Below are 20,364 nucleotides of genomic sequence, written 5' to 3'. Positions count from 1 at the left end.
TTCTGTGCTAGCGGTGGACGATTAAACCATGGAAGAGTGAGTGAAATTTGCTTTTAACGAGGCGCAATTCAACGCCTTTGACGGCTGCCAAAGACCGTGTTTTCAACAAATAGATCGCACCAGGCCTTCTGCGGGGGGCAAAATATTGAATAGGGCTGTGGGATGTTCAACCTAATTAGTGCGCTTTCGCGGAAACAGAAATCCTATGTCTTTCTGGCGATTGATCTGGGGCTGATCCCACTGGCCCTGCTGTTTACCCTGACCGTACAGCCGCTGCCGGATCCGGCCCTGCACACGCTGGCTGCGATGCTGCCTGTGCTGCCCTATGTGATGCTGGTGATGGCGGCCAGCTCTGTCTGGCTGGGCCTGCCGATGGTGCAGCTCAATGCCTATGAACGTCACGCTGTGGCGCTGACCGGGGTGGTTGCGGTTATGACGGCGGTGGTCTTGGCTGTGCTGACCCATCTGTTTGGACCGGATCTGCCCTCGGGCACCCATGTGGTTTTTGCCACCAGCTATATGCTGTTCATGATGGCGACCCGGGCGTTCCTGCATCAGATCGTTCTGATGATCTACCGCCGCGCCAGCCCGCGCTGCCGGGTACTGATCTATGGCGCCGGCACCACCGGCACCCAACTGGCGCAGGCGCTGAAATCCCATGATGGTATCGATCCGGTAGCCTTTGTTGATGACAATGGATCGTTGCAGGGCATGACCCTGGTGGGGCTTCAGGTTTTTGCCCCCTCCCGCATCCAGGAGCTGGTGCAAACCCGTCAGATCAATCGGGTGCTTCTGGCGATGCCCTCGCAGAGCCAACCGAAACAGGCTCAGGTCATTCTACGCCTGCAGGGTATGGGGCTCGAGGTGCAGGCGCTGCCCTCCTTTGCCCAGCTCATTGGCGAGGAGGCTCTGGTCGATAAGCTGACGCCAGTACCGCCGCAGCAATTCCTGGGCCGTAAAAGCCATAATTTGCCGCTGAATGAAGCCAGCAGCTCCTATGCCAATCGGGTGATTTTGGTTTCTGGAGCCGGCGGCTCCATCGGATCGGAACTGTGCCGTCAGGTGCTGCGCTGCCGCCCCACCAAGCTGGTGCTGTTCGAGCTGAGCGAACTGGCCCTTTATACCGTGCACCAGGAATTGGAACAGCAGGCCGCCGAAATCGGGGTCGAAATAGTGCCGATCCTGGGGACGGTCACCGATCCACGCCAGGTGCGCGGCGTGCTGGAAACCCATGGTGTCCAGGTGGTGCTGCATGCGGCGGCCTATAAACATGTTCCCCTGGTCGAGGCCAACCCGCTGCCTGGGCTGGCCAATAATGTCTTTGGCACCCAGAATCTGGCGCAGGCTTCGGCCCTGGCCGGGGTAGAGCGCTTTATCCTGATTTCCTCCGATAAAGCGGTGCGCCCGACCAATGTGATGGGGGCTTCCAAGCGGATGGCCGAACTGCTGCTGCAGGATCTGGCCACCCGTAGCAGTCAGACTATCTTTACCATGGTGCGCTTTGGCAATGTACTGGGCTCCTCCGGTTCGGTGGTGCCCCTGTTTCAGGATCAGATCAGCCGCGGTGGGCCGGTGACAGTGACCGATGCGCGGGTGAAGCGCTTTTTTATGACCACCGCGGAAGCTGTCCAACTGGTGTTGCAGGCCGGCGCTCAGGCCCGTGGCGGCGAAGTCTTTGTGCTGGATATGGGCGAACCGGTATCGATCTTGCAGCTGGCCCGCCAGGTGATCGAAAGCGCCGGTTATACCCTACGCGACGAAACCAATCCCGAGGGGGATATCAGTATCGAGATCATCGGGTTGCGGCCTGGTGAAAAGATGGAAGAAGAACTCACCCTGACGAATGAGTTGATCACCACCCGCCATCCGAAGATCTTTTGTGCCCGTGAAACCGTGCTGTCAGAGATCGAGGTTGCGGCCTTTATGCGCGGGCTGCGCCAGTCTCTGGCCTCCGGAGATGCACTGGCCGCGCGTCAGGTGCTGCAGCGCTGGGTCGAAGGCTATGGCAGCCAGGATACAGATCGCAAGACCTCCTGATCTGTCTGGCAGGTTGCGAGAGGGACTGCGTTGATCCTATGGTCCGTTTTATGTTCTATTCGCGGCGGGTCAAAACTGGCAATACTGACACCGATAGGCATAGTTTCCTCATTCAGAGGGGCGAATCGACAGGCATAAGGCAATTCTCTTCGTGACTCGCAGTTTTTTCCGCCTGCTCAGGGCTTCCTTCTCCAAACCAGCCCTGGGCTGGAAGCTGCTGGTTGCCGTGGCGGTGACCTGTCTCCCTGTTCCTGCCGCCCAGGCCTGGCTCCCCGAGATCACCCGCAGGCCGCAAAACCCAGAGCCCGGCAGTGATGCGGCGGCGCCGCGGTTCAAACCGCTGCCCCCGCCTGCGCTGAACTTCTATGGCACCCCCGGCATCATCGACACCCCCTCAGCCGAGATGCTGCCCGATGGCACCTATGCGGTGAGCTATTCCTGGTTTGGCGGCACTAGTCGCTACAATGTCACCTTTCAGGCGTTGCCCTGGCTCTCTGCCAGCTTTCGCTACAATGGCATCAGGAACCTCAATCTCTTTGGCTTTTCCACCTATTATGACCGCGGCTTTGATGTGCGCGCCCGGCTGTGGAAAGAACGTGGCTGGCTGCCCGAGGTCACCATGGGTTTGCAGGATTTTGCCGGCACCGGGGTCTATGCGGCGGAATATTTTGTCGCCACCAAACGGTTTCAGACGCCAGCCCTGTCACGCCGCAGCGGCCCCGGCCAGCTGAAAATCAGCGCAGGTCTCGGCTGGGGACGCTTGGGCTCGCATGGGGCCATTGGCAATATCGGCGGGGTGCGGCCCACATTTGTCGGCGGCTCCACCGGGGGCGAGCTGTCTTATGACCAATGGTTTCGCGGCGATTTTGCCCCCTTTGGCGGTATCGAGTGGCAGCCCAATGAGCGGCTCAGCCTGAAAGCGGAATATTCCACCGATGCCTATGTCACCGAGACACAGGTGTCGAATGTGTTTGAGCGCAAATCAGCGCTGAATTTTGGCGCCGAATACCAGTATAGTGATCGCACCCGGCTCGGTGCCTATTATCTCTATGGTTCTAAAATCGGCTTTACCGCCCAGTTCCAGCTCAATCCCCATCACCCGCTGACCCCCATGGTGGTGCCCGCGGCGCAGCCGATCTACCCGCGCAGCCAATGGGCGGTCAACGAAGAGGATTGGAGCCAGGACTGGGTGGAGAGCAGCCAAAAAACCACGCTGTTTCGCGATACTCTGGCCGAGGCTTTGAAAAAGGACGATCTCATTCTCGAGGCCATCACCTTTGAGGGTACCGGCGCCGAGGTGCGTTATCGCAACCCGCGCTATCAATCCGAGATGCAGGCAGCCGGGCGGGTGGCGCGGGCCATGGCTGCAACCCAGCCCGCCTCGGTTGAAACCTTCCGCATCACCCCGGTGCGCAATGGGATTGGCCTGTCGACCATCACGGTGCGGCGCTCGGATCTTGAGGCCCAGGAATTCGCCACCGATGCCAGCAATGGCATCAGTGCCGTAAGCGCGATAACCGCAGCCCAGCCACTGGCGGAGGATGCGCTGTTTTCAGATGAGCTCTACCCGGCGTTTTCCAGCAGTTTTGCGCCCTATACCAAACCCTCCTATTTTGACCCGGCGCGCCCCTTCCGCATTGATTTTGGCGTCGATCTGACCGCCAGCTACGCACCAGCCCCAGGCTGGATCATTGCCGGCGCCCTGCGTCAACGCCTTGCAGGCAATGTGAGCAACAGCCGCGCCTCCAACTCGAAGCTGCCCCGTGTGCGCACCGATATTTCGAAATATGCTCAGTTTGGCACCACTCTGGAAAACCTCTATGTCGCCCATAATTGGAAACCCGGCCAAAATCTCTATGCCCGCACCACGGTGGGCCTGTTTGAAACCATGTTTGGCGGCATCTCCGGTGAAGTCCTGTGGAAACCCATCAATAGCCCCCTGGCCTTGGGGGTCGAGGCCAACTACGTGGTCCAGCGGGACTATGACCAGCGCCTGTCGTTCCGCGATTACAAGACCTTTACTGGCCATGCCTCGCTCTACTACCAGCTGAGCAACAACTATCATCTTCAGCTGGATGCCGGACGCTATCTGGCCGGGGATTATGGCGGAAGCTTCAGCCTGGACCGGGTCTTTAACAATGGCTGGTCGGTCGGGGCCTTCTTTACCCTGACCAATGTCTCCGCTGCGGATTTTGGTGAAGGCTCCTTTGACAAGGGCTTTCGCTTTCGGATCCCGCTGGGCTGGATGCTGGGCAAACCCAGTCGCCGGGGCTATGGCCTGACCATTCGCCCAACGCAACGCGATGGCGGCCAGCGCGTCGCCGTTCCGGGGCGGCTTTATGGTTCCATCCGCGCCGCCCATCGCAGCAGCCTGCAAAATCAACGCGCGAGGTTCTGGGAATGACATCTCTGCCCCTGGCTCAGCCGCTGAAAAAAGCCATCACCCTGACCAGTCTTTTGATCCTGACGGGCTGCAGTACAGGCCCCGAGGAAGCCAGCGGCTCCATCGAAGTGGGCCGCGCTCTGCGCGATGCCATTGCGGCGCGATGGGCACCCGATCCAGCCCCCTTGCAGATCACCCGCGCCTTTCTGGATCAGCACCGGCCACACCTGGAAGTCCTTGTCGAGCGACAGGAGGTGACCGGATACATGGCCCAGAGGCTAATCCGCCAGGATGATCTCCCAGGCGAGATCGTCACCTGGAGTGCCGATGATGGCAGCGCTCTATCCTTTCGCAATGGCCTGCTGATTGCCACCCGAGGGCTGCCGGGAAACCTGATATCGACCGGGGTCCCGGTCCAAGAGGGGCTTGCCGGACCAGCACAGGGCGGAGAACGCAGCTATCATCTGCGCAGCGGCGATAACCAGCAGCGCATCGTCACCCTAGCCTGTGATCTCAGCGACCTGGGGGCGCAGAAACTGGAGATCTACGAGAAGTATTACAATACCCGCCACTTACAGGAGCGCTGCGAAGGGCCGGGTCAAACTGTGGTTATCAATGACTATTGGGTTGATTCTCGCAGTCAGAAAGTCTGGAAATCACGGCAGTGGGCAGGTCCCGAAACCGGCTATCTGCGCATTAGGGACCTCTCAAGTTAAGCGTTTTTGCCACAGGTTGCTAAAATTTCCGGCAATATGTGGGAGAAAACCATTCTTCAAGCAATTTGCCGCTATGGCTTACGTTGAAATTATCATCCCGCTCGCATAGAGTTGTACCAAATGACATTCCAAAGGAGATTTGGATTATGAAAAATACCTTTGCTGCCCTGCTGCTCACCGCAGCGACCGTAACAACTGCTGCGGCTCAAGCCACTCCACCTGCTCCTGGCGCAGGTGCCGGCGGCGCTGGCGCTGGCGCTGGCGGCGGCGCATTTGGCACCGGCATCACCGCAGCAACTGTGGGTGCAGCTGCTCTGGGTGTTGCGATCGTGACAATCGCGGTCACCAACGAAGACGGCACCACCAGCACCACAACAACAACAACAGCAACAGGCGGCAACTAAGCCTCTTGGGCCCTTGGGCCCGGTCAGGCTTGGCCTGCTATCATGTGTTGAAGACTTCAGTAAACGGGTCCCTTTGGGCCCGTTTTCTTTTGGCTCAGATTGCCGGCTGCCCTTGGCTGGTTTGCAAGAATCCGCCCAAAGCCCTGCCAATCTCGCGGCAACAAGAGACCGCTCTTGTGGTCCGACACAGGCTCGGCTTTATGCTGGAAACAGGCCAGACTTCTGGGTTTCCTTCTATCGCTTTGTCTTAGTGCCCCTGGCTGCAGCCGGGCAAACACGATGATTTCATAGGATGCAAAATGCGCAAATTATTTGGCACGGACGGAGTCCGGGGCACCGCCAACATCCATCCAATGACCGCCGATATGGCGCTGCGCATCGGTGCCGCCGTGGGGCGGTATTTTCGCCGCGAGGCGGGGGGCGTCCACCGGGTGGTGATCGGCAAGGATACCCGCCTGTCAGGCTATATGTTTGAAAACGCGCTGACAGCGGGGCTGACCTCAACAGGGATGAACGTGCTTTTGCTGGGACCGGTGCCAACCCCCGCCGTGGGTCTGATGACCCGCTCCATGCGCGCCGACCTGGGCGTGATGATCTCTGCCAGCCACAACCCGGCCGAAGACAATGGCATCAAGTTCTTCGGCCCTGACGGCTTCAAGCTGTCGGATCAGGCGGAGATGGAAATCGAAGCCCTGCTCGCGGCCGGTGTGGAGCCTGCGCAGGCGCAGCACATCGGCCATGCCAAACGCATCGATGATGCCCGGTTCCGCTATGGCGAGCGGGTGAAATCCTCGCTGCCGCGGGACATTCGTCTCGACGGGCTCAAGGTGGTGCTGGACTGTGCCAACGGCGCCGCCCACCGCACCGCGCCCGAGGTACTTTGGGAGCTGGGCGCCGAGGTGGTGCCTCTGGGCGTCTCCCCCAATGGACGAAATATCAATCTCGGCTGCGGCTCGACCCAGCCACAAACCGCCGCCGAAGCGGTGGTGGCCCATGGCGCCGATGTGGGTATCTGTCTGGATGGCGACGCCGACCGGGTGATCATGATCGACGAGACCGGCAGCGTCGCCGATGGGGATCAGCTGATGGCCCTGCTGGCTGGCCGCTGGGCCAAGGCCGGAACCCTGACGGGCAATGCCCTGGTTGCCACGGTGATGTCCAACCTCGGTCTCGAACGTCACCTTGCAGACCAGGGGCTGCGGCTGGAACGCACCGCTGTGGGCGACCGCTATGTGGTGGAACGGATGCGGGCCGGCGGTTTCAACCTGGGCGGTGAACAGTCCGGCCATATCGTGATGAGCGACCACGCCACCACCGGCGACGGGTTGATGGCCGGGCTGCATATGCTCGCCGCCATGGTCGAAACCGGCAAACCCGCCTCAGATCTGCTCACCCAGTTCACCCCGGTGCCACAGCTGCTGCAAAACGTGCGCTTTGCGGCCGGCCAGACCCCGCTGGACAGCCCACCGGTGCAGGCCGCAATCCGCGACGCCGAAGCTGCACTCGAGGGCAAGGGCCGCCTGTTGATCCGCAAATCCGGCACCGAGCCACTGATCAGGGTAATGGCCGAATGCGAAAACGAGCCCCTCCTCAACGCCACCGTAACCGAGGTGGCCGCCGCCGTTGAGGCCGCAACCAGCTGACCCCAGGGGTGCATCAGGGCCGCAGCTGCCGGATTTCATCTTAGCCAAAATACCTCGGGGGAGGCCCAAAAGGGCCGGGGGCAGCGCCCCATTTTTAGGAAGATCCAAAACGGAAAACGCCGCTAAGGAGAGCTCCTCAGCGGCGTTTTTCTATTTATAACAGACCATTGCCCTTACGCTTTGGGGCGCCGGGGTTTGGCGCCGCCGCCCTTGGCGGCTTTGGCTTCTGCCGTGCGGGCGCGGTTCTTTTTGCTGCTGGCCTTGCCTTTGGGCGGCGGCGGGCCTTTGGGATCACTGCGTTTTGCGCCAGGTTTGCCGCCCTCTTTGCGCCAGCTCTTGCCGGGATCGCCCGCGCCCGCGCGATAGCTCGGCTTGCTCTCTGCCTTTGCCGCCGGTTTGGCTGCCGGTTTTGCAGCGGGCTTGCTGCGCGGGCTGACTTCGCTCACCACCGCATTGGGTTCACGCGGGGCTGCCGCCTTGTGCCGCGGCCGTTCCGACCGTTCTTTACGTTCGGGACGCTCAAACCGATCGCCCCCAGAACGCTCACCGCGCGGCTTGTCGCCGCCCTTGTCACCGCCATAGGGTTTCTTGTCCTTGTAGCCACCCTCGCGGGGGCCGCCCTCGCGCTTGCCTTGGTAGCCACCGGATTTACCGGGACCAGATTTACCGGGGCCAGAGGGACGCCCCCCAGGACGGCCGGCAGGCAGATTGGGCGGACTGGCCAGCTGGGTCACCTTGGTGCCGTCATCCAGCACCATCTCGGACCCCATGGATTTCAGAAAGCCCGCGACCTGGGCCTCACGGATCTCGGCAAAGCTTTCGTCTTGCTGGATCCGAATCGCACCGATATCGCTTTTGGTGATGTCCCCAGCGCGGCACAGCATTGGCAGCAGGCGGCGCGGATCGGCGCCCTTGTCGCGGCCGGTGTCCAGCGAGAACCAGGTACTGGGGCCAAAGGGCGCCCGCGGTTCGGGCTTGGCATTGGCCGCCGACAGCTCTTCTGGTGCCGAGCGACCGGCATTCCACAGCCGCAGATAGGCCGCGGCCAACTGCTGCGGTGAAAACTCTTCGGCCAGCTTGGCCACCATGGGTTCTTCACTCGCCGCCGGTGCCTCGCTCCAGGCGGGATCTGCCAGCATGCGCTCGCCGTCCCGTTCCTTGATCATCTCCGCCGAGGGCGCAGTGTCCCAGGTGGCGGTGAGCTTGGCCATCTTCAGCAGGCGCTCGGCCTTGCGGGTGGATTTGGGCGGCACCACCAGGGCGCTGACGCCCTTGCGTCCCGCCCGGCCGGTCCGGCCAGAACGGTGCAACAGGGTTTCGTGGCTGTTGGGCAGCTCGGCGTGTACCACCAGATCCAGGTTCGGCAGGTCAATACCGCGCGCCGCCACATCCGTCGCCACGCAGACCCGGGCACGGCCATCGCGCATCGCCTGCAGCGCATGGCTCCGCTCGGCCTGGGACAGCTCACCGGACAGGGCCACCACCGAAAAGCCACGGTTGGACAGCCGGCTCAGCAGCCGGTTGACCATGGCGCGGGTGTTGCAGAACACAATGGCATTGGGCGATTCAAAATAGCGCAACACATTGATAATAGCGTTTTCATCATCGCGCGCGGCGACAGACATCGCCTGATATTCGATATCGCTGTGCTGGCTTTTCTCTGCCACGGTCGAGATCCGCTGGGCATCGCGCTGATAGCTTTTGGCCAGACCGGCAATGGCTGGCGGCACGGTGGCCGAGAACAGCAATGTCTGACGCTCATCGGGGCTTTCGCCCAGAATGAATTCCAGATCTTCGCGAAAGCCCAGATCCAGCATCTCATCGGCTTCGTCCAGCACCACGGCGCGCAGATCGGACAGGTCAATGGAACCGCGCATGATATGGTCGCGCAGACGCCCGGGCGTCGCCACCACGATATGGGCACCGCGGTCCAGCGCACGACGCTCATCGCGCATATCCATGCCGCCCACACAGGAGGCCATCACCGCGCCGGCCTCACCATACAGCCAGGCCAGTTCCCGCTTGACCTGCATCGCCAACTCGCGGGTTGGGGCAATCACCAGCGCCAGTGGCGTCGCGGCGGGAGAAAATTTATCCTCTGCGCCCAGAATTGTATCGGCAATGGCCAGGCCAAACCCGACGGTCTTACCCGACCCGGTCTGCGCCGAAACCAGAAGGTCGACCCCGGCAAGGGCAGGATCAGAGACCGCCTCCTGTACAGGGGTCAAAGAGGAATATCCACGGCGCTCAAGCGCCAGAGCTAATGTCTGTTTCAAGATGATCTGCTTTTCTATTGGGGCGGGAGGCCAAACCAGGTCTGCCGCTCGAAAGGCCAAGGCCCCGGCAGCAATTGGCCGCGTATAGGCCATTCATGCGCCCATGTATAGTCATCTCTGGGGATCTCTGGCTGCAGCCAATGACCCAGGCCCAGCTTTGCCCGGCAGAGGCCGCAGACTGGGCCGCAGACTGGGCTGCAAACTGGCGCACAGACTGGGGCACAGACTGGGGCGCCGCTGCCGGCTCCGGGGCTGCACTGTAGAGCCCAGAGCAGGGGTTTATGCCTGATCCTTTATGTCAATTTTTACATTTTCAAACGCTAAACCATCCCCCCAAGAGGCGCGTTTCTCCCCCCTTCCATACGCTCATTTAACGATCTGTTGTCACACTCCGCCTGCAGATTATCACACCAAAGCCCCCTTCCATGTGGGGTATTCGCTTTCTGACTGCTGCCCTCACTGGTTCGCCGACGGGGGGAAGTAGTGCCACGCACAAAGGCCAGGCCACCCACAGGGACCAGGTCAAACCAGGGACAGGGCTCCGCAAAGAAATGAATTTTTTTGCCAATACATCTTTCCGCACCCGCCTGTTGCTCAGCATGCTGGTCCCGGTTTTCCTGATTCAATGTTTCAGCATTGCCCATGAGATTCTGGATCACAGGGACGTCTTTATGAGTGCCCTGGAGAAAGAGCGCGATCTGGTGCTGCGGTTTGCCGCTGCGGCCCTGGCACAGCCAATGCAGTATGAGGATCCGGCCCAGATCCAAAATCTGGTCGAGATTATCCTGCGCGAAGATCGGGTGGCGCAGATGCAGATTTTTGACACCAGCGGCACCCAGATTTTTGCCCAGACAAACCCGGCCTATAGTCCCGCAGCCGATGACCTGCGCGCCAGTCAGAAGATTGTCTATACCGGTTCCGGTCAGCCGCGGGATCTGGGACATCTGGAAATCATCCTCCCCACCTCGGTCATCGCCGAGCCCCTGCGCAACGCCATTCTCAGCCACCTGGCGCTTTCCAGCTTCGTGCTGGTGATCATTACCATTGTCATCTTCCTGGCCCTGTCGCGCCTGTCGCGGCCGGTGGCGGCGATCATCAAGACGCTGTCAGCCATGCGCAATGATACTTTTGATGGCACCGTCCCCGGACTGGAGCGCCGCGATGAAATAGGCCTGATGGCCCAGGCGCTGCACCAGCTGCACGAAAAAACACATGAGATCGCCGAGCTGCGCGCCCAGGATGACGAAAGCGTGCGCCGCGAGCACAAGCGCATTCGCCGGGCGCTGCAATCCACCCGTGACGGGGTGCTTCTGGCCGATGAAACCGGCGAGGTGGTGCTGTGTAACCCCAATGGCGAGCTGTTCTTTGGCGATGCCCAGGTGGGGCGGCAGCTGAACCTGAAATCCTGGTTGCCGCCAGAGCTGGCCGAGCAGGCCACCACCCATATCAAGAACAACGAGAGCTTTGCCTTTGAGGCCACCACCACCCATAACCTGTCGGGGCATGTGCTCAATCTTTTGGTGCGCGGCGGCCCCATCCGCGACGAGCACGGGCTGTATCTGGGCGCGATGCTGCTGGCCTCGGATCATTCGGATCAGGCCCGCCAGGCCGAGCGCGTCCGGTTCCTGGCCGAACATGACAGTCTCACCGGGCTGCCCAATCGGCGGTTGATGGAGCAGACCCTGGCAACCTGGCTGCAGCAGGGCGAGGAGGTCTCGATCCTGCTGGCGGATCTCGATCATTTCAAACAGATCAACGATACCCTCGGCCATCCGGCGGGGGATGCGCTGTTGCGGGTGGTGGCGCATCGGTTTGAATCCTGCGCCAATACCTATGTGATGGCGTCCCGGCTGGGGGGCGACGAATTTTCCATTCTGGTCAAGGGCGCCGACAGCCTGACCCGGATGACCAATATCGCCAACCGCCTGGTGGCAGAGATGGCCCAGCCCCAGGAGGTCAGCGGCCAGGTGCTGCATACCGGCATGTCCGCAGGCATCGCCACCCTGTCGGGGCCGCTGTCCGAGCCCTCGGAAGGCATCCGCCGGGCGGATCTGGCGCTCTATGAGGCCAAGCGGGGTGGCCGCGGCATGGTCGAGGTGTTCCACGAGGATCTGGAAACCGAAATCAAACGCAAAAGCCTGCTGGAAAGCGAGCTGCGCCAGGCCCTGGCCCAGGGGGATCTGCGACCGGTGTTTCAGGTCCAGACCGATCTGCAGACCGGCGAGGTCATCGGCTTTGAAACCCTGGCGCGCTGGCACCACCGCCAGCTGGGCACAATTTCCCCGGCCGAATTCATTCCCATCGCCGAAGACTGCGGGCTGATCCGCGAGCTCACCTATCAGATGATGACCCAGGCCTTTCTGGCCGCCGCGCGCTGGCATGATGCCGGCTTCCAGGGGCGGGTTGCGGTCAACCTGTCGCCAAAATTGTTCGGCGCCCAGGTGGATGAATTTGTCAATGACTGCCTGTTTGAGACCAACTGCCCTGCCGAGGCGATCGAGGCCGAGATCACCGAAACCGTGGTGCTGGCCAGCGGCCAATCCGCCCTGCGCGAGATCCAGGCGCTGCAAGAACTGGGCATCACCGTGGCGCTGGATGATTTTGGCATGGGCTATTCCTCGCTCAGCTATCTGCAGAAATTCCCGGTCGACAAGATCAAGGTGGATGCGGCTTTTGTCTCTAAACTGCCGGAATCCGAGGAAACCCGCGCCATTGTTGGTGCCATTGCCGAATTGGGCCATGCCCTGGGCATGCGGGTCACCGGTGAGGGTGCCGAAACCGACGAACACCGCCAGCTGCTGAAGGCCTGCGGCGTCGACTATCTGCAGGGTTATTTTGACGGCCCGCCTCTGGCCGAGCGCGCCGCCACCCAACGGCTGTTCCCGGGCCAGGGGCTGCATATGACGATCCAGGGGTAACACCCCAGGATGGGTAACCGGCAGCCTCCGGTGACCTGTCAGGCGGCGTCCTCGCCTTCTCCCATAAACAGCTTCTGGATGTCGACAAACATGCTGGCCCCCAACAAGGCCTGCACCGCAGCCCAGGGGGCCGGCGCGGCGACAATGTCATCATAAAGCGCGCGCGAGACCTGAAAGCCATTCAGATGTTCCTCGCTGTCCGCGCGGATCCAGGCCAGATCCAGCATATCCTGCTGCAGCCCCAGCAGACGCAGGTCCACCCCCTCGGCCAGCGGCGCCTCCGGCAGGCTGCGCAGCAGATCCAGCTTCGCCACCTCCCAGAGCACATCATCAAAGCCAATCTCCTGCAGCACCAGTTTTTCACGCAGGGCAGGCCAGCCAAAGACCAGCCGCTGCTGCAGCCCCTGGCCAACGCTTTGCGCCGCCGCCGGCGCCTGGGACCCATAGCTCAGGTCAAACACCGCCTGTTTGTCCGCTGCGATCTCCAGATGGTCGCGCAAATTCCGGGCGGGCAGGGCGGCAATCCACTGACCCCGCCCCACATCAAGATAGTTGAAATCCGGCTCCAGGCGGAATGCATGGGCGCAGGCGCTACAGCTTACGGTCTGAAAGCTGCCCTCGAGGATCTCATCGCGCAGATCAGAGCGGCGGTCAGCATTGACGCTGCCCACCGCCTCATAGGTAAAAACCTCTGCGCATTCAGGACAGGTCAGATTCATCTGAACAAATAGTGACATCGGTTAGTCCCCCTTATACCAGCTTCTTCAGCCAATCGACGGCCGGGTGCTGATCTTTCAATTTCTTGCTGTGATAGGCGGCATAGAGCTCCGAGAACCACTCCCCCGGCGCGCGGAACTGATAGCCGGTAATGGCCTGTTTGCGGGCGGCATAGGCATAGCTATTCCAGGTGCCGCTCTTGTAGCTCTCGTGATAGACCCGGCCGGCGATATTGAGCTTGGCGGCGATGGCGGCGCTTTGCCAGGGATCATTGCCCGCCCGCGCCATATCCACATACGCCCGGCATTTGCTGCGCCGCCGCGCCCAGGTTTCCGGATCCACATCCGCCGGGCATTCCGGTTCGGCTGGATCAGCAATACCGCTGATATATTGCGCCACATAGTTGGTGTCATAATCATAGTGATCCGCAATGGCATCGGCCACGGGTTTGATATTCTTGCCGTGCTCCTGCCAACCGCCATAGGCAGCGTTGCCTGCCACCCCGGTCATAAAGCTGCGCTGATCATCCACCGCATGGCCCGCCTCGTGCAGGGTGTTCCAGGAGAAGAAATCCACCTGCTCCTGATCCGCCGGTTTGCAATTGTCATCCACTTCACCCACCTCATGCGGGCGGCCAAAACCATAGACAGAGCTGAGATTGGCATTGCCCTCGCGCATCACCACCTCTTTGACGCCCCCAGAATAAACCGACCCCTCCTGCGTTTTTACATCTTCGTAGCCAAAGATTTTCATCGAGTCATTGTCGCGGGTGTCCTTGGCTGGCAGCACGGACATCACCTCGTATAGGCGGCGAATATTGGGCCCCTTCTTGGCGCCATCCGCCTGGATATTGCCCGCCGCATGGCGGTCGGAGGGCTTGCCGCTGGCATCGGTGTAGATATTGAGCTTGCAGCCATATTTCGCCTCAAAAGCCACCCGCAGGACTTTGCGCTGAACTGAGGCATCCAGCCCCTTAATCATCTCATCAAGCTGTTTGTCGCCACCAGGGCGCTCCAGGATTGCTTTGATATTCTCAGGCTCCGGCGCCTCATTGCCCGCCATCTTGTCCTTGGCCGTGGCATCCACCGCCCGGGCCTGCGCAGTTTTCAGATGCGCCTCGGCTGCGTCATGGTCGCGTTTGGCCGCCGCCTCGCGCGCCTGGGAAATCCCCCCGTCGAGCTGTTCCAGATCTTCGCGAATGGCATAGCGATACTCACTGCCCATCAAGGCCTGGTGCTGGGTTTCCAACCCGTCGCAATCCTTAATCAGCTGATCATGGCGTGCTGCCAGGCGCATCAAAGCATGGTGCTTGTCCATCACCGCCTCGATGGCGGCGCTCGCCGTGGTCAAATCGCCGCCTGCCTGCGCCCCCTTCAGGGCAGCGGTGACCTCGGCCTTGAGCCCATCCACGTCCTCTTGGATGATGCTATATTTGACAAAGGGCGCCGTCTTGTCGGTGATGCGGGAAAGGACCCGCGTCGCCAGCGCGTCCAACTGCTTGTGATGGCTGATTTCCTCCTGCAAGGCCTCACAGGCCTTGAGTGCCTCCGGCAGGGCTGTTTTTGCTGCTTTAGGCTCTGTTTTCAGCTGTTCTTCGATGGCGTCGACCTGACGCTCTGCGGTCTCAAGGGTCTTGGCATATTCTGCCTCGCTTTCCCATTTCAGCGCATCAAAGACCGCGCGCAGCTTCTCGATCGCGGCGGTGATGGCGGCGGTGTCATCACCCCCTATGCTTGCAAGATCATCGCCAATCCCGGCCAGGGCGGCGTTGTTCTGTGCCGCCACCAGCGCATCAGCACAATCCTGCGGCAGCGCCGCCAGCAGCGCCTTGGCCTGGCTGAGATGACCGGCAGCCGCCAGCTCCATCATATTGGCATATTTCCCCTCCAGCCGGGCAATCAGCGGCGCGATGTATTTGGCCTGGGTATGGTCCTTGACCTCCTGCACTTTGACGGCCACCGCCTTGCAGCTGTCTTCAAACAGCTGCATCGCCTTGGCCGCATCAATCACCGGCTGGCACGCGGTGGTGGTCAGCGCATCCATCTCGGCCTCGGCAAAGTCAAAGCGGCGCTTGTCCACCGCTGTTTCAGCATGTCCGGCCGCATAGCGGCTGCGGAGGGCCGCCACCTGAGCTGCAAGCTCTCCCTTGGCCGTGACCTTGGCGAGTTCGGCTTCGGCCTCTTGCACCTTGGCCTCAGCCGCGACGCGTTTGAGCTCATAGGCGGTGCGGGCCGTGAGCATCTCCTGCCCCCGTTTGATGACATGATAGGTGCTGGCGGAAATCTTATGCGCCGGGGCATGGGCGCGCTGCTCCAACAATCCGGCAATCGCCACCTTGGCCTCATCCACCTGTTTGCGCTCAGCCGCCAGCAACGGATCTCCCGCAATCAACGCCTCGCGATCCAGAATCCACTTCTGCCGTCGGCGAATGGTTTCCACATGATCGGCGCGGGTGGCCTCATAGGCCTTGGCCCGTTTGACATCCGCCTTCAGCTTGGCAACGCTGGCGCGATATTTGCCCGCCGCCCAATCCGTATCAAAGCTGGTACCATAACCGGTGATCCGGTCCAGTTCGAGCTGCAGGCTCTGTTTGGCCGCAATCGGATTGGTATAGGTCAGCGATTTGTCGCGACTGCGGATCAGACGGCGTTCCGCATCCGCCAGCTGGGTCTTGAGCGGTTTGGACTCGATATAGAGCGCCAGTTTTTGGCGGGCACCGGGCACCGCCTGTTGCGCTTCATTGAGTTTTGCCAGGCCAGTGGAGAAATCAAGCCCAGGCGCTTTGACCGCATCATCCGCCGCTGTCAAAAGCTGGGTCAAGGCGTGAACCTCCGTGGCCAGACAAGTGTCATTGGCGGTGTTTGCTGTGGGTAATTCAGTCTCTACTATAGGGGCAACCGTGGTTCTCAGACTGGTGAAGCTGCCTTTGCAAGCCACCTGATTAAGCACATTCTCCAGCGCCTTGATTGCGGCGGCCAGATGGTCGCGCACCTTGCCCAGGTCCGGGCTAGCACCCATGGAGGCGTCGCGTCCCTTTTGCGCCTCGGCGGCGGCGGCGGCGCGCAGACTGGCAAATGTGCCACCGTCCTTGCCTTCGACATATTTTTCCAGATCACCATAAGTCTTAAAGGCAGCCACCACATCCTTGTCCACTGCCGCCAGCACATCATCCTTTTTCAGCTTGGCCAGCTCAGCCCGCATCTCGATCAGGTTTTTGGCCACATCTGCCGCCGCATCGCCGACGATGACGCTGTCCAGCGCGCTTTTGTAATCGCGCGTCGCCCCATGGGTGCCCGCTGCACGCAGATGGCCATCACAGATCGCCAGCTCAGCCGTGGCGGCTGCCGCCTCGGGCAGTTTGCGCAGGGCAGCCAGACGTGCCTCTAGCGCGTCGCGTTTGGTCTTATAGGCCAGATAGTCATCCGCGCGGGTCTTATGGGCGGGCCAATTGCCCTGATCTGCCGCCAGAATGCGGGTGGCGCTGTCGAATTTGCGCAGGATTGCATCCGAGGCGGCACTGGCAGAGGCAGCCTCCATCCCGGCGATCACATCGTCAATGCCCGCCTTGCCGGCATGGGCCTTGAAATCATTCAACCGGGCATCAAAGACCGCGCGCTGATCAACATAGCCCTTGGCCTTTTTGCCGCGCGCCTCCAGGTCATTACATTCGCGCCGCGCCAGAGTCAGTTTTTCGGCGGCCTTGATGACATCCGGCTCCACCCCCGGCTGACAGGCGTCATAGGCGGCCTGACAGCGGTCGATCCCTGCCTGCAGCACCGCTTTTACATTGGCGGGCAGGGCGTTGAGCGTGGTCAGGGCAGTGTTCACCTTGCCCAGCAGCCAGGTTGTGCTGCGCTCACGCTTGAGCAAAAGATCCACCTGATCGGCCAGGGCCGGGATCTTGTTCATCAGCCGGACCGCGGCCTCATAATCCTCGGCCCCAGCCTTGGTAACGCCCTCATCATAGGTATCGCCCAGCTCGTCGATACTGGCCTGGATCGGTGCCCGGGTCGACGCCTTGGTGCGACGCGGGGTGACCAGGCTCAGCCGATCAGCCTGGATTTGACGATAATGGGCCAGATCATCGGCCTGGGCCTCCAGCGCATCGCCCCGGCTGAGAAAAGAGACAATACCGCCCGAAGCCTTCTTGAAGTCGAACTTGGCAGCCTCGGCCTGTGCCGCAGTGATCTCCGCCTCCATCGCCTCCAGCTTGGTCTTGACCGGATCGATGCTCTTCATCGCATGGGCCTTGATTGGCACCAGCCGCGCGGTAAAGAGCGGATAGGTCTGCGCCCAGGTCTTTTTGTCCTCGCTGAGTTCTTTCACCTGCGGCTCCAGCGCCACCATCAGCCTGGTGGCATCAGCGGCGGCCTGTTCCAGCTCTGCAACCTTCTTCTCCGGCGCGATCCCCAAAAGTGCGGCGGCGCGCTGCATCGCCGTGGCCCAGGGGCCGGGGGCAGGGGCGCCGAATGAGGCAATCAGCCCCTGAACCCGAGTCATCTCGCCGCGCGCGGTTTCAATTTTGGCCAGGGCCTGTTTCTTGGCCGGGTCTTCGACATCCGGCTTATCAGGGGTCTCACTTTCTTTCTTAGGGCCGCTTGCCCTTTGCTCGACCTGTTCCGGTGGCTTAGGGCCTGACTGCGCAAGGGGCTGCACCTCGGTGGGCGCCGGCTCGGTTGCGACCTCATCTGGGGGGGGCAGGTCAGCTGCGCGCGCCGCTTTTGCGGCCTCCGCCGCCTGAGCCAATAGCGTTGACAATGGGCCCACCGATTTCAGCGCAGCGGTAAAATCACCTGTCGCAGCCTTACCCTTACCATAGTCCCAGAGCGCCTGAATCTTGGCGATCTCCCCATGTGTCTCGGCCAAAACCCGCGTCACATGCGGCTCTAACTTGGAAAAAGCCTGTTGCCAGCGCCCGGCAGCGGGATCCTCTGTGGCTGTCTCTGGCTCCGCAGCCTCTGTCTCTCCGGGGGCGCTATGCTCCTCAGCACCGAGATCCTGAGGTCCGGTCTCATCTTTGGCTGCTTCCTCTTTGGCGGCCTGGGCTTTTGCCACTTGCTCCAGGGCCTTTTCCAACTGCGTCAGCAAGGCCGCGACCTTGGAGCTCTCCCCCTTCGACAAGAGCCCCACCGCCCGTTTCAACCCCTCGACCAGCTTGGCCTGGACCGGTCCTGACAGAGGCGCAATTGCATCGCGACAACGGGCCAGTCGTGCCTTGAGCGCCGCCAGTTCCTGTGTTGCGGCCGCTTCTGCCTGCCCTGTGCCGCCCGGCTCTGCCGGCACAGCGGGGGCCGGTTCAGCCAGAGCTTCAGCCTGAGGTTCAGCCTGGGCCTGGCTCTGTGGTACAGCTTCGGTCTCCTCGGGCTCCTGCTGGAACTCGGTGTCACCCGGCGCCATAACCGCCAGCTTCATCTGAATGCCATTGCTGCGAAAGAAGATTCGGAAGTTTTTCACCAAGCCAGCCGGCGGGTCACTGCGGCAGGCCAGTTTCACCAGCTGGCCATCCACCGTCAGGGTGCCAAAACAGGATTTCTGCGGCTGCACGCCGTCGATTTTCTTGACCTGCAACAACAGCTTATCACCGCCCCGCTCCTTGTGCATAATCAAGGCGCAGTCTTCCGGCTTTTTACCCAGAGCCAGTGCAAAACTCAGCTCCTTGTTGCGGGCCAGTTTAATCTTCTGCTTCAGCTCTTTTACGGTTTCCACATCTAGCGGCACGGCCATTCCCCCAACTAATTAACTGATAATAATACTTAAACCGAGGACCCAGAGACCATTCCAAGCCACGGTGGCAGCTGTCTCCCCGGTCAGGATGCACCCAGATGGCAATGTGGTCCAGTTTTTTACCCGCCCAGTTTTTTACCCGCCCAGTTTTTTACCCGCCAGGTCTGTTTTCCCCCCCACGCCAAGCTGTGCTGCCAGCTGGCCTGTCCTGCACCGCGCGCAGGACGACGGCTGGCCTAGGCTCCAAACCCGGCCCCAAACCGGGGCCGACTGTGGCGCGCTGCGAAGGTGGGGCAGAGGAGATAGAGGAGATGCAGACGCGGGGCCCAAAGGCCCCGCGCCACCAAAATTTTAGGTGCTAAAAAGAGCTTTTCGACTCGCCACCACTCACGGTTATTCACAGCTGTCGGACTGTGGGTAAGTTTAAGCGAACACATTCAAGTGTCAATATGATACGGCCCGTCAGGAATTTGTTTACTTTTGTGCGACACTCGGCACAAAATGGGCAGCATTACCCCCCTGGGCACAGCCCTTCAGAGATCTTATTATTCAGAGTCCATATGTCCGAAATTTCCAAACTGACAGAATTGAGAAAACTCCTTTTGGACATGGAGCGATCCATGGGGCTGCAGGATCTTTCTACTGTTGAGCGCGATATCTACTATGCGGCCAGCGATCACACCACCAGTGCCGGGGCCGTCAAGACCACCCTGTTGCAAGAACACGCTCTGCTTGAAAATGTCTCACGGCCGACCTTTTTTCGGGCACTGAAATCCCTGCAGGGCAAAGGGTACCTGGAACAGTGCAAAAACTCTGTTCGTGGTTATTATATTGTTAAGGTCCCAGCAAGATAACCCAAGGTAGCAATACACGAGGGCAGCAGTGACACCAGCAAGAACAGTGGCAGGTCTCAACCTGGGGAAAGAGACCGCCATTGTGTCTTTGGCCTATATCGGCGCCTTTTTTGCCACCTTTGAGGTGCTGATGCCGCTGCAAAACATCCTGGTTCCCGCTTTTGACAATCGTGCCAGCCTGTTGTTCCTCCCCCATGGGGTGCGGGTGCTGGCCGCCTGGCTGCTGGGGCCGCGCTCTGTGGTGGCATTGCTGCCCGGAGTCGTCTTGGGCTTTGTCTATGCAGCCGGCTGGGGGGCCTTTGAGCCCAGCCGCCTGAGCGCCATGGCTGTTGCCGTCACCGTGCCTGCCACCTGTTTCTTTCTGCTGCGCCTGCTGGGGCAGGATCTCAGACCGGCGCCGGACCGCAGGCCCTGCTGGCCCTGTATCATGGGGATTGGGCTGGTGATTTCCATGATCAGCTCGGTGTTGACCAACTACGCCTTTGGCAGCGCCCCACGGGATTACATTGCCTATCTGATCGGCGATATGTTGGGCCTGTTCTTCCTGATGCTGATACTGATGTTGATCTTTCGCGGCCTGCGCCACTCCAGCGCCTCCGGCAACTGACACCCTCCAGCCGAGGGCCTAGCCGAGGACCGGTTCAAGTCATCCAATCAACGGGCCTGCTCAACAGACCCATCAACAGGTCCCA

The 20,364-nt window shown here is 60.9% G+C and carries 11 protein-coding genes; 8 read left to right on the top strand and 3 right to left on the bottom strand.

Annotated features, from left to right (window positions below):
* Positions 1 to 162 precede the first annotated feature (162 nt).
* The 5 genes from N1037_21740 to glmM all read left to right on the top strand — a co-directional run bounded on the left by N1037_21740 (position 163) and on the right by glmM (position 7,183).
* Positions 163 to 2,037: a polysaccharide biosynthesis protein gene (locus N1037_21740; protein ID UWS81754.1), complete on the top strand. Its 1,875-nt coding sequence runs from the start codon at positions 163 to 165 to the stop codon at positions 2,035 to 2,037.
* A gap of 151 nt (positions 2,038 to 2,188) precedes the next feature.
* Complete coding sequence (locus N1037_21735) at positions 2,189 to 4,441, top strand: YjbH domain-containing protein (protein ID UWS81753.1); 2,253 nt, start codon at positions 2,189 to 2,191, stop codon at positions 4,439 to 4,441.
* On the top strand, positions 4,438 to 5,136 hold the full coding sequence (locus tag N1037_21730; protein UWS81752.1) for a YjbF family lipoprotein: 699 nt from the start codon (positions 4,438 to 4,440) through the stop codon (positions 5,134 to 5,136). The genes N1037_21735 and N1037_21730 overlap by 4 nt, the downstream gene beginning before the upstream one ends.
* Positions 5,137 to 5,282: 146 nt before the next feature.
* Positions 5,283 to 5,540 (top strand): hypothetical protein, encoded by a 258-nt coding sequence (locus tag N1037_21725; protein ID UWS81751.1) that lies wholly within the window; start codon positions 5,283 to 5,285, stop codon positions 5,538 to 5,540.
* A gap of 299 nt (positions 5,541 to 5,839) precedes the next feature.
* Positions 5,840 to 7,183: a phosphoglucosamine mutase gene (glmM, locus tag N1037_21720; protein ID UWS81750.1), complete on the top strand. Its 1,344-nt coding sequence runs from the start codon at positions 5,840 to 5,842 to the stop codon at positions 7,181 to 7,183.
* A 173-nt stretch (positions 7,184 to 7,356) separates the two neighbouring features.
* Here the strand turns inward: glmM and N1037_21715 are convergent, their stop codons facing one another.
* Entirely contained in the window at positions 7,357 to 9,459 is a 2,103-nt protein-coding gene (locus N1037_21715; GenBank protein ID UWS81749.1) for a DEAD/DEAH box helicase, read from the bottom strand.
* A gap of 671 nt (positions 9,460 to 10,130) precedes the next feature.
* Here N1037_21715 and N1037_21710 point away from each other — a divergent pair.
* Positions 10,131 to 12,377 carry an EAL domain-containing protein gene (locus N1037_21710; GenBank protein UWS81748.1) on the top strand — a complete coding sequence of 749 codons (2,247 nt, stop codon included), beginning with the start codon at positions 10,131 to 10,133 and terminating at the stop codon, positions 12,375 to 12,377.
* A gap of 38 nt (positions 12,378 to 12,415) precedes the next feature.
* Here N1037_21710 and N1037_21705 read toward each other — a convergent pair whose 3' ends face one another.
* Both N1037_21705 and N1037_21700 read right to left on the bottom strand, forming a co-directional pair.
* Complete coding sequence (locus tag N1037_21705; GenBank protein ID UWS81747.1) at positions 12,416 to 13,114, bottom strand: CpXC domain-containing protein; 699 nt, start codon at positions 13,112 to 13,114, stop codon at positions 12,416 to 12,418.
* A 13-nt stretch (positions 13,115 to 13,127) separates the two neighbouring features.
* Positions 13,128 to 18,812, bottom strand: a complete 5,685-nt coding sequence (locus tag N1037_21700; protein UWS81746.1) for a hypothetical protein — start codon at positions 18,810 to 18,812, stop codon at positions 13,128 to 13,130.
* Positions 18,813 to 19,378: 566 nt separating this feature from the next.
* Here N1037_21700 and N1037_21695 point away from each other — a divergent pair.
* Entirely contained in the window at positions 19,379 to 19,672 is a 294-nt protein-coding gene (locus N1037_21695; GenBank protein ID UWS81745.1) for a hypothetical protein, read from the top strand.
* Between the two features lie 28 nt (positions 19,673 to 19,700).
* Entirely contained in the window at positions 19,701 to 20,279 is a 579-nt protein-coding gene (locus tag N1037_21690; GenBank protein UWS81744.1) for a hypothetical protein, read from the top strand.
* Positions 20,280 to 20,364: the final 85 nt, after the last annotated feature.

The sequence above is a fragment of the Phaeobacter sp. G2 genome (genome assembly GCA_025163595.1).
In the GTDB taxonomy this organism is placed as follows: Bacteria; Pseudomonadota; Alphaproteobacteria; order Rhodobacterales; family Rhodobacteraceae; genus Pseudophaeobacter.
The sequence above is the reverse complement of the archived record's forward strand: the minus strand, read 5'-3'. Positions and strand labels throughout refer to the sequence as shown.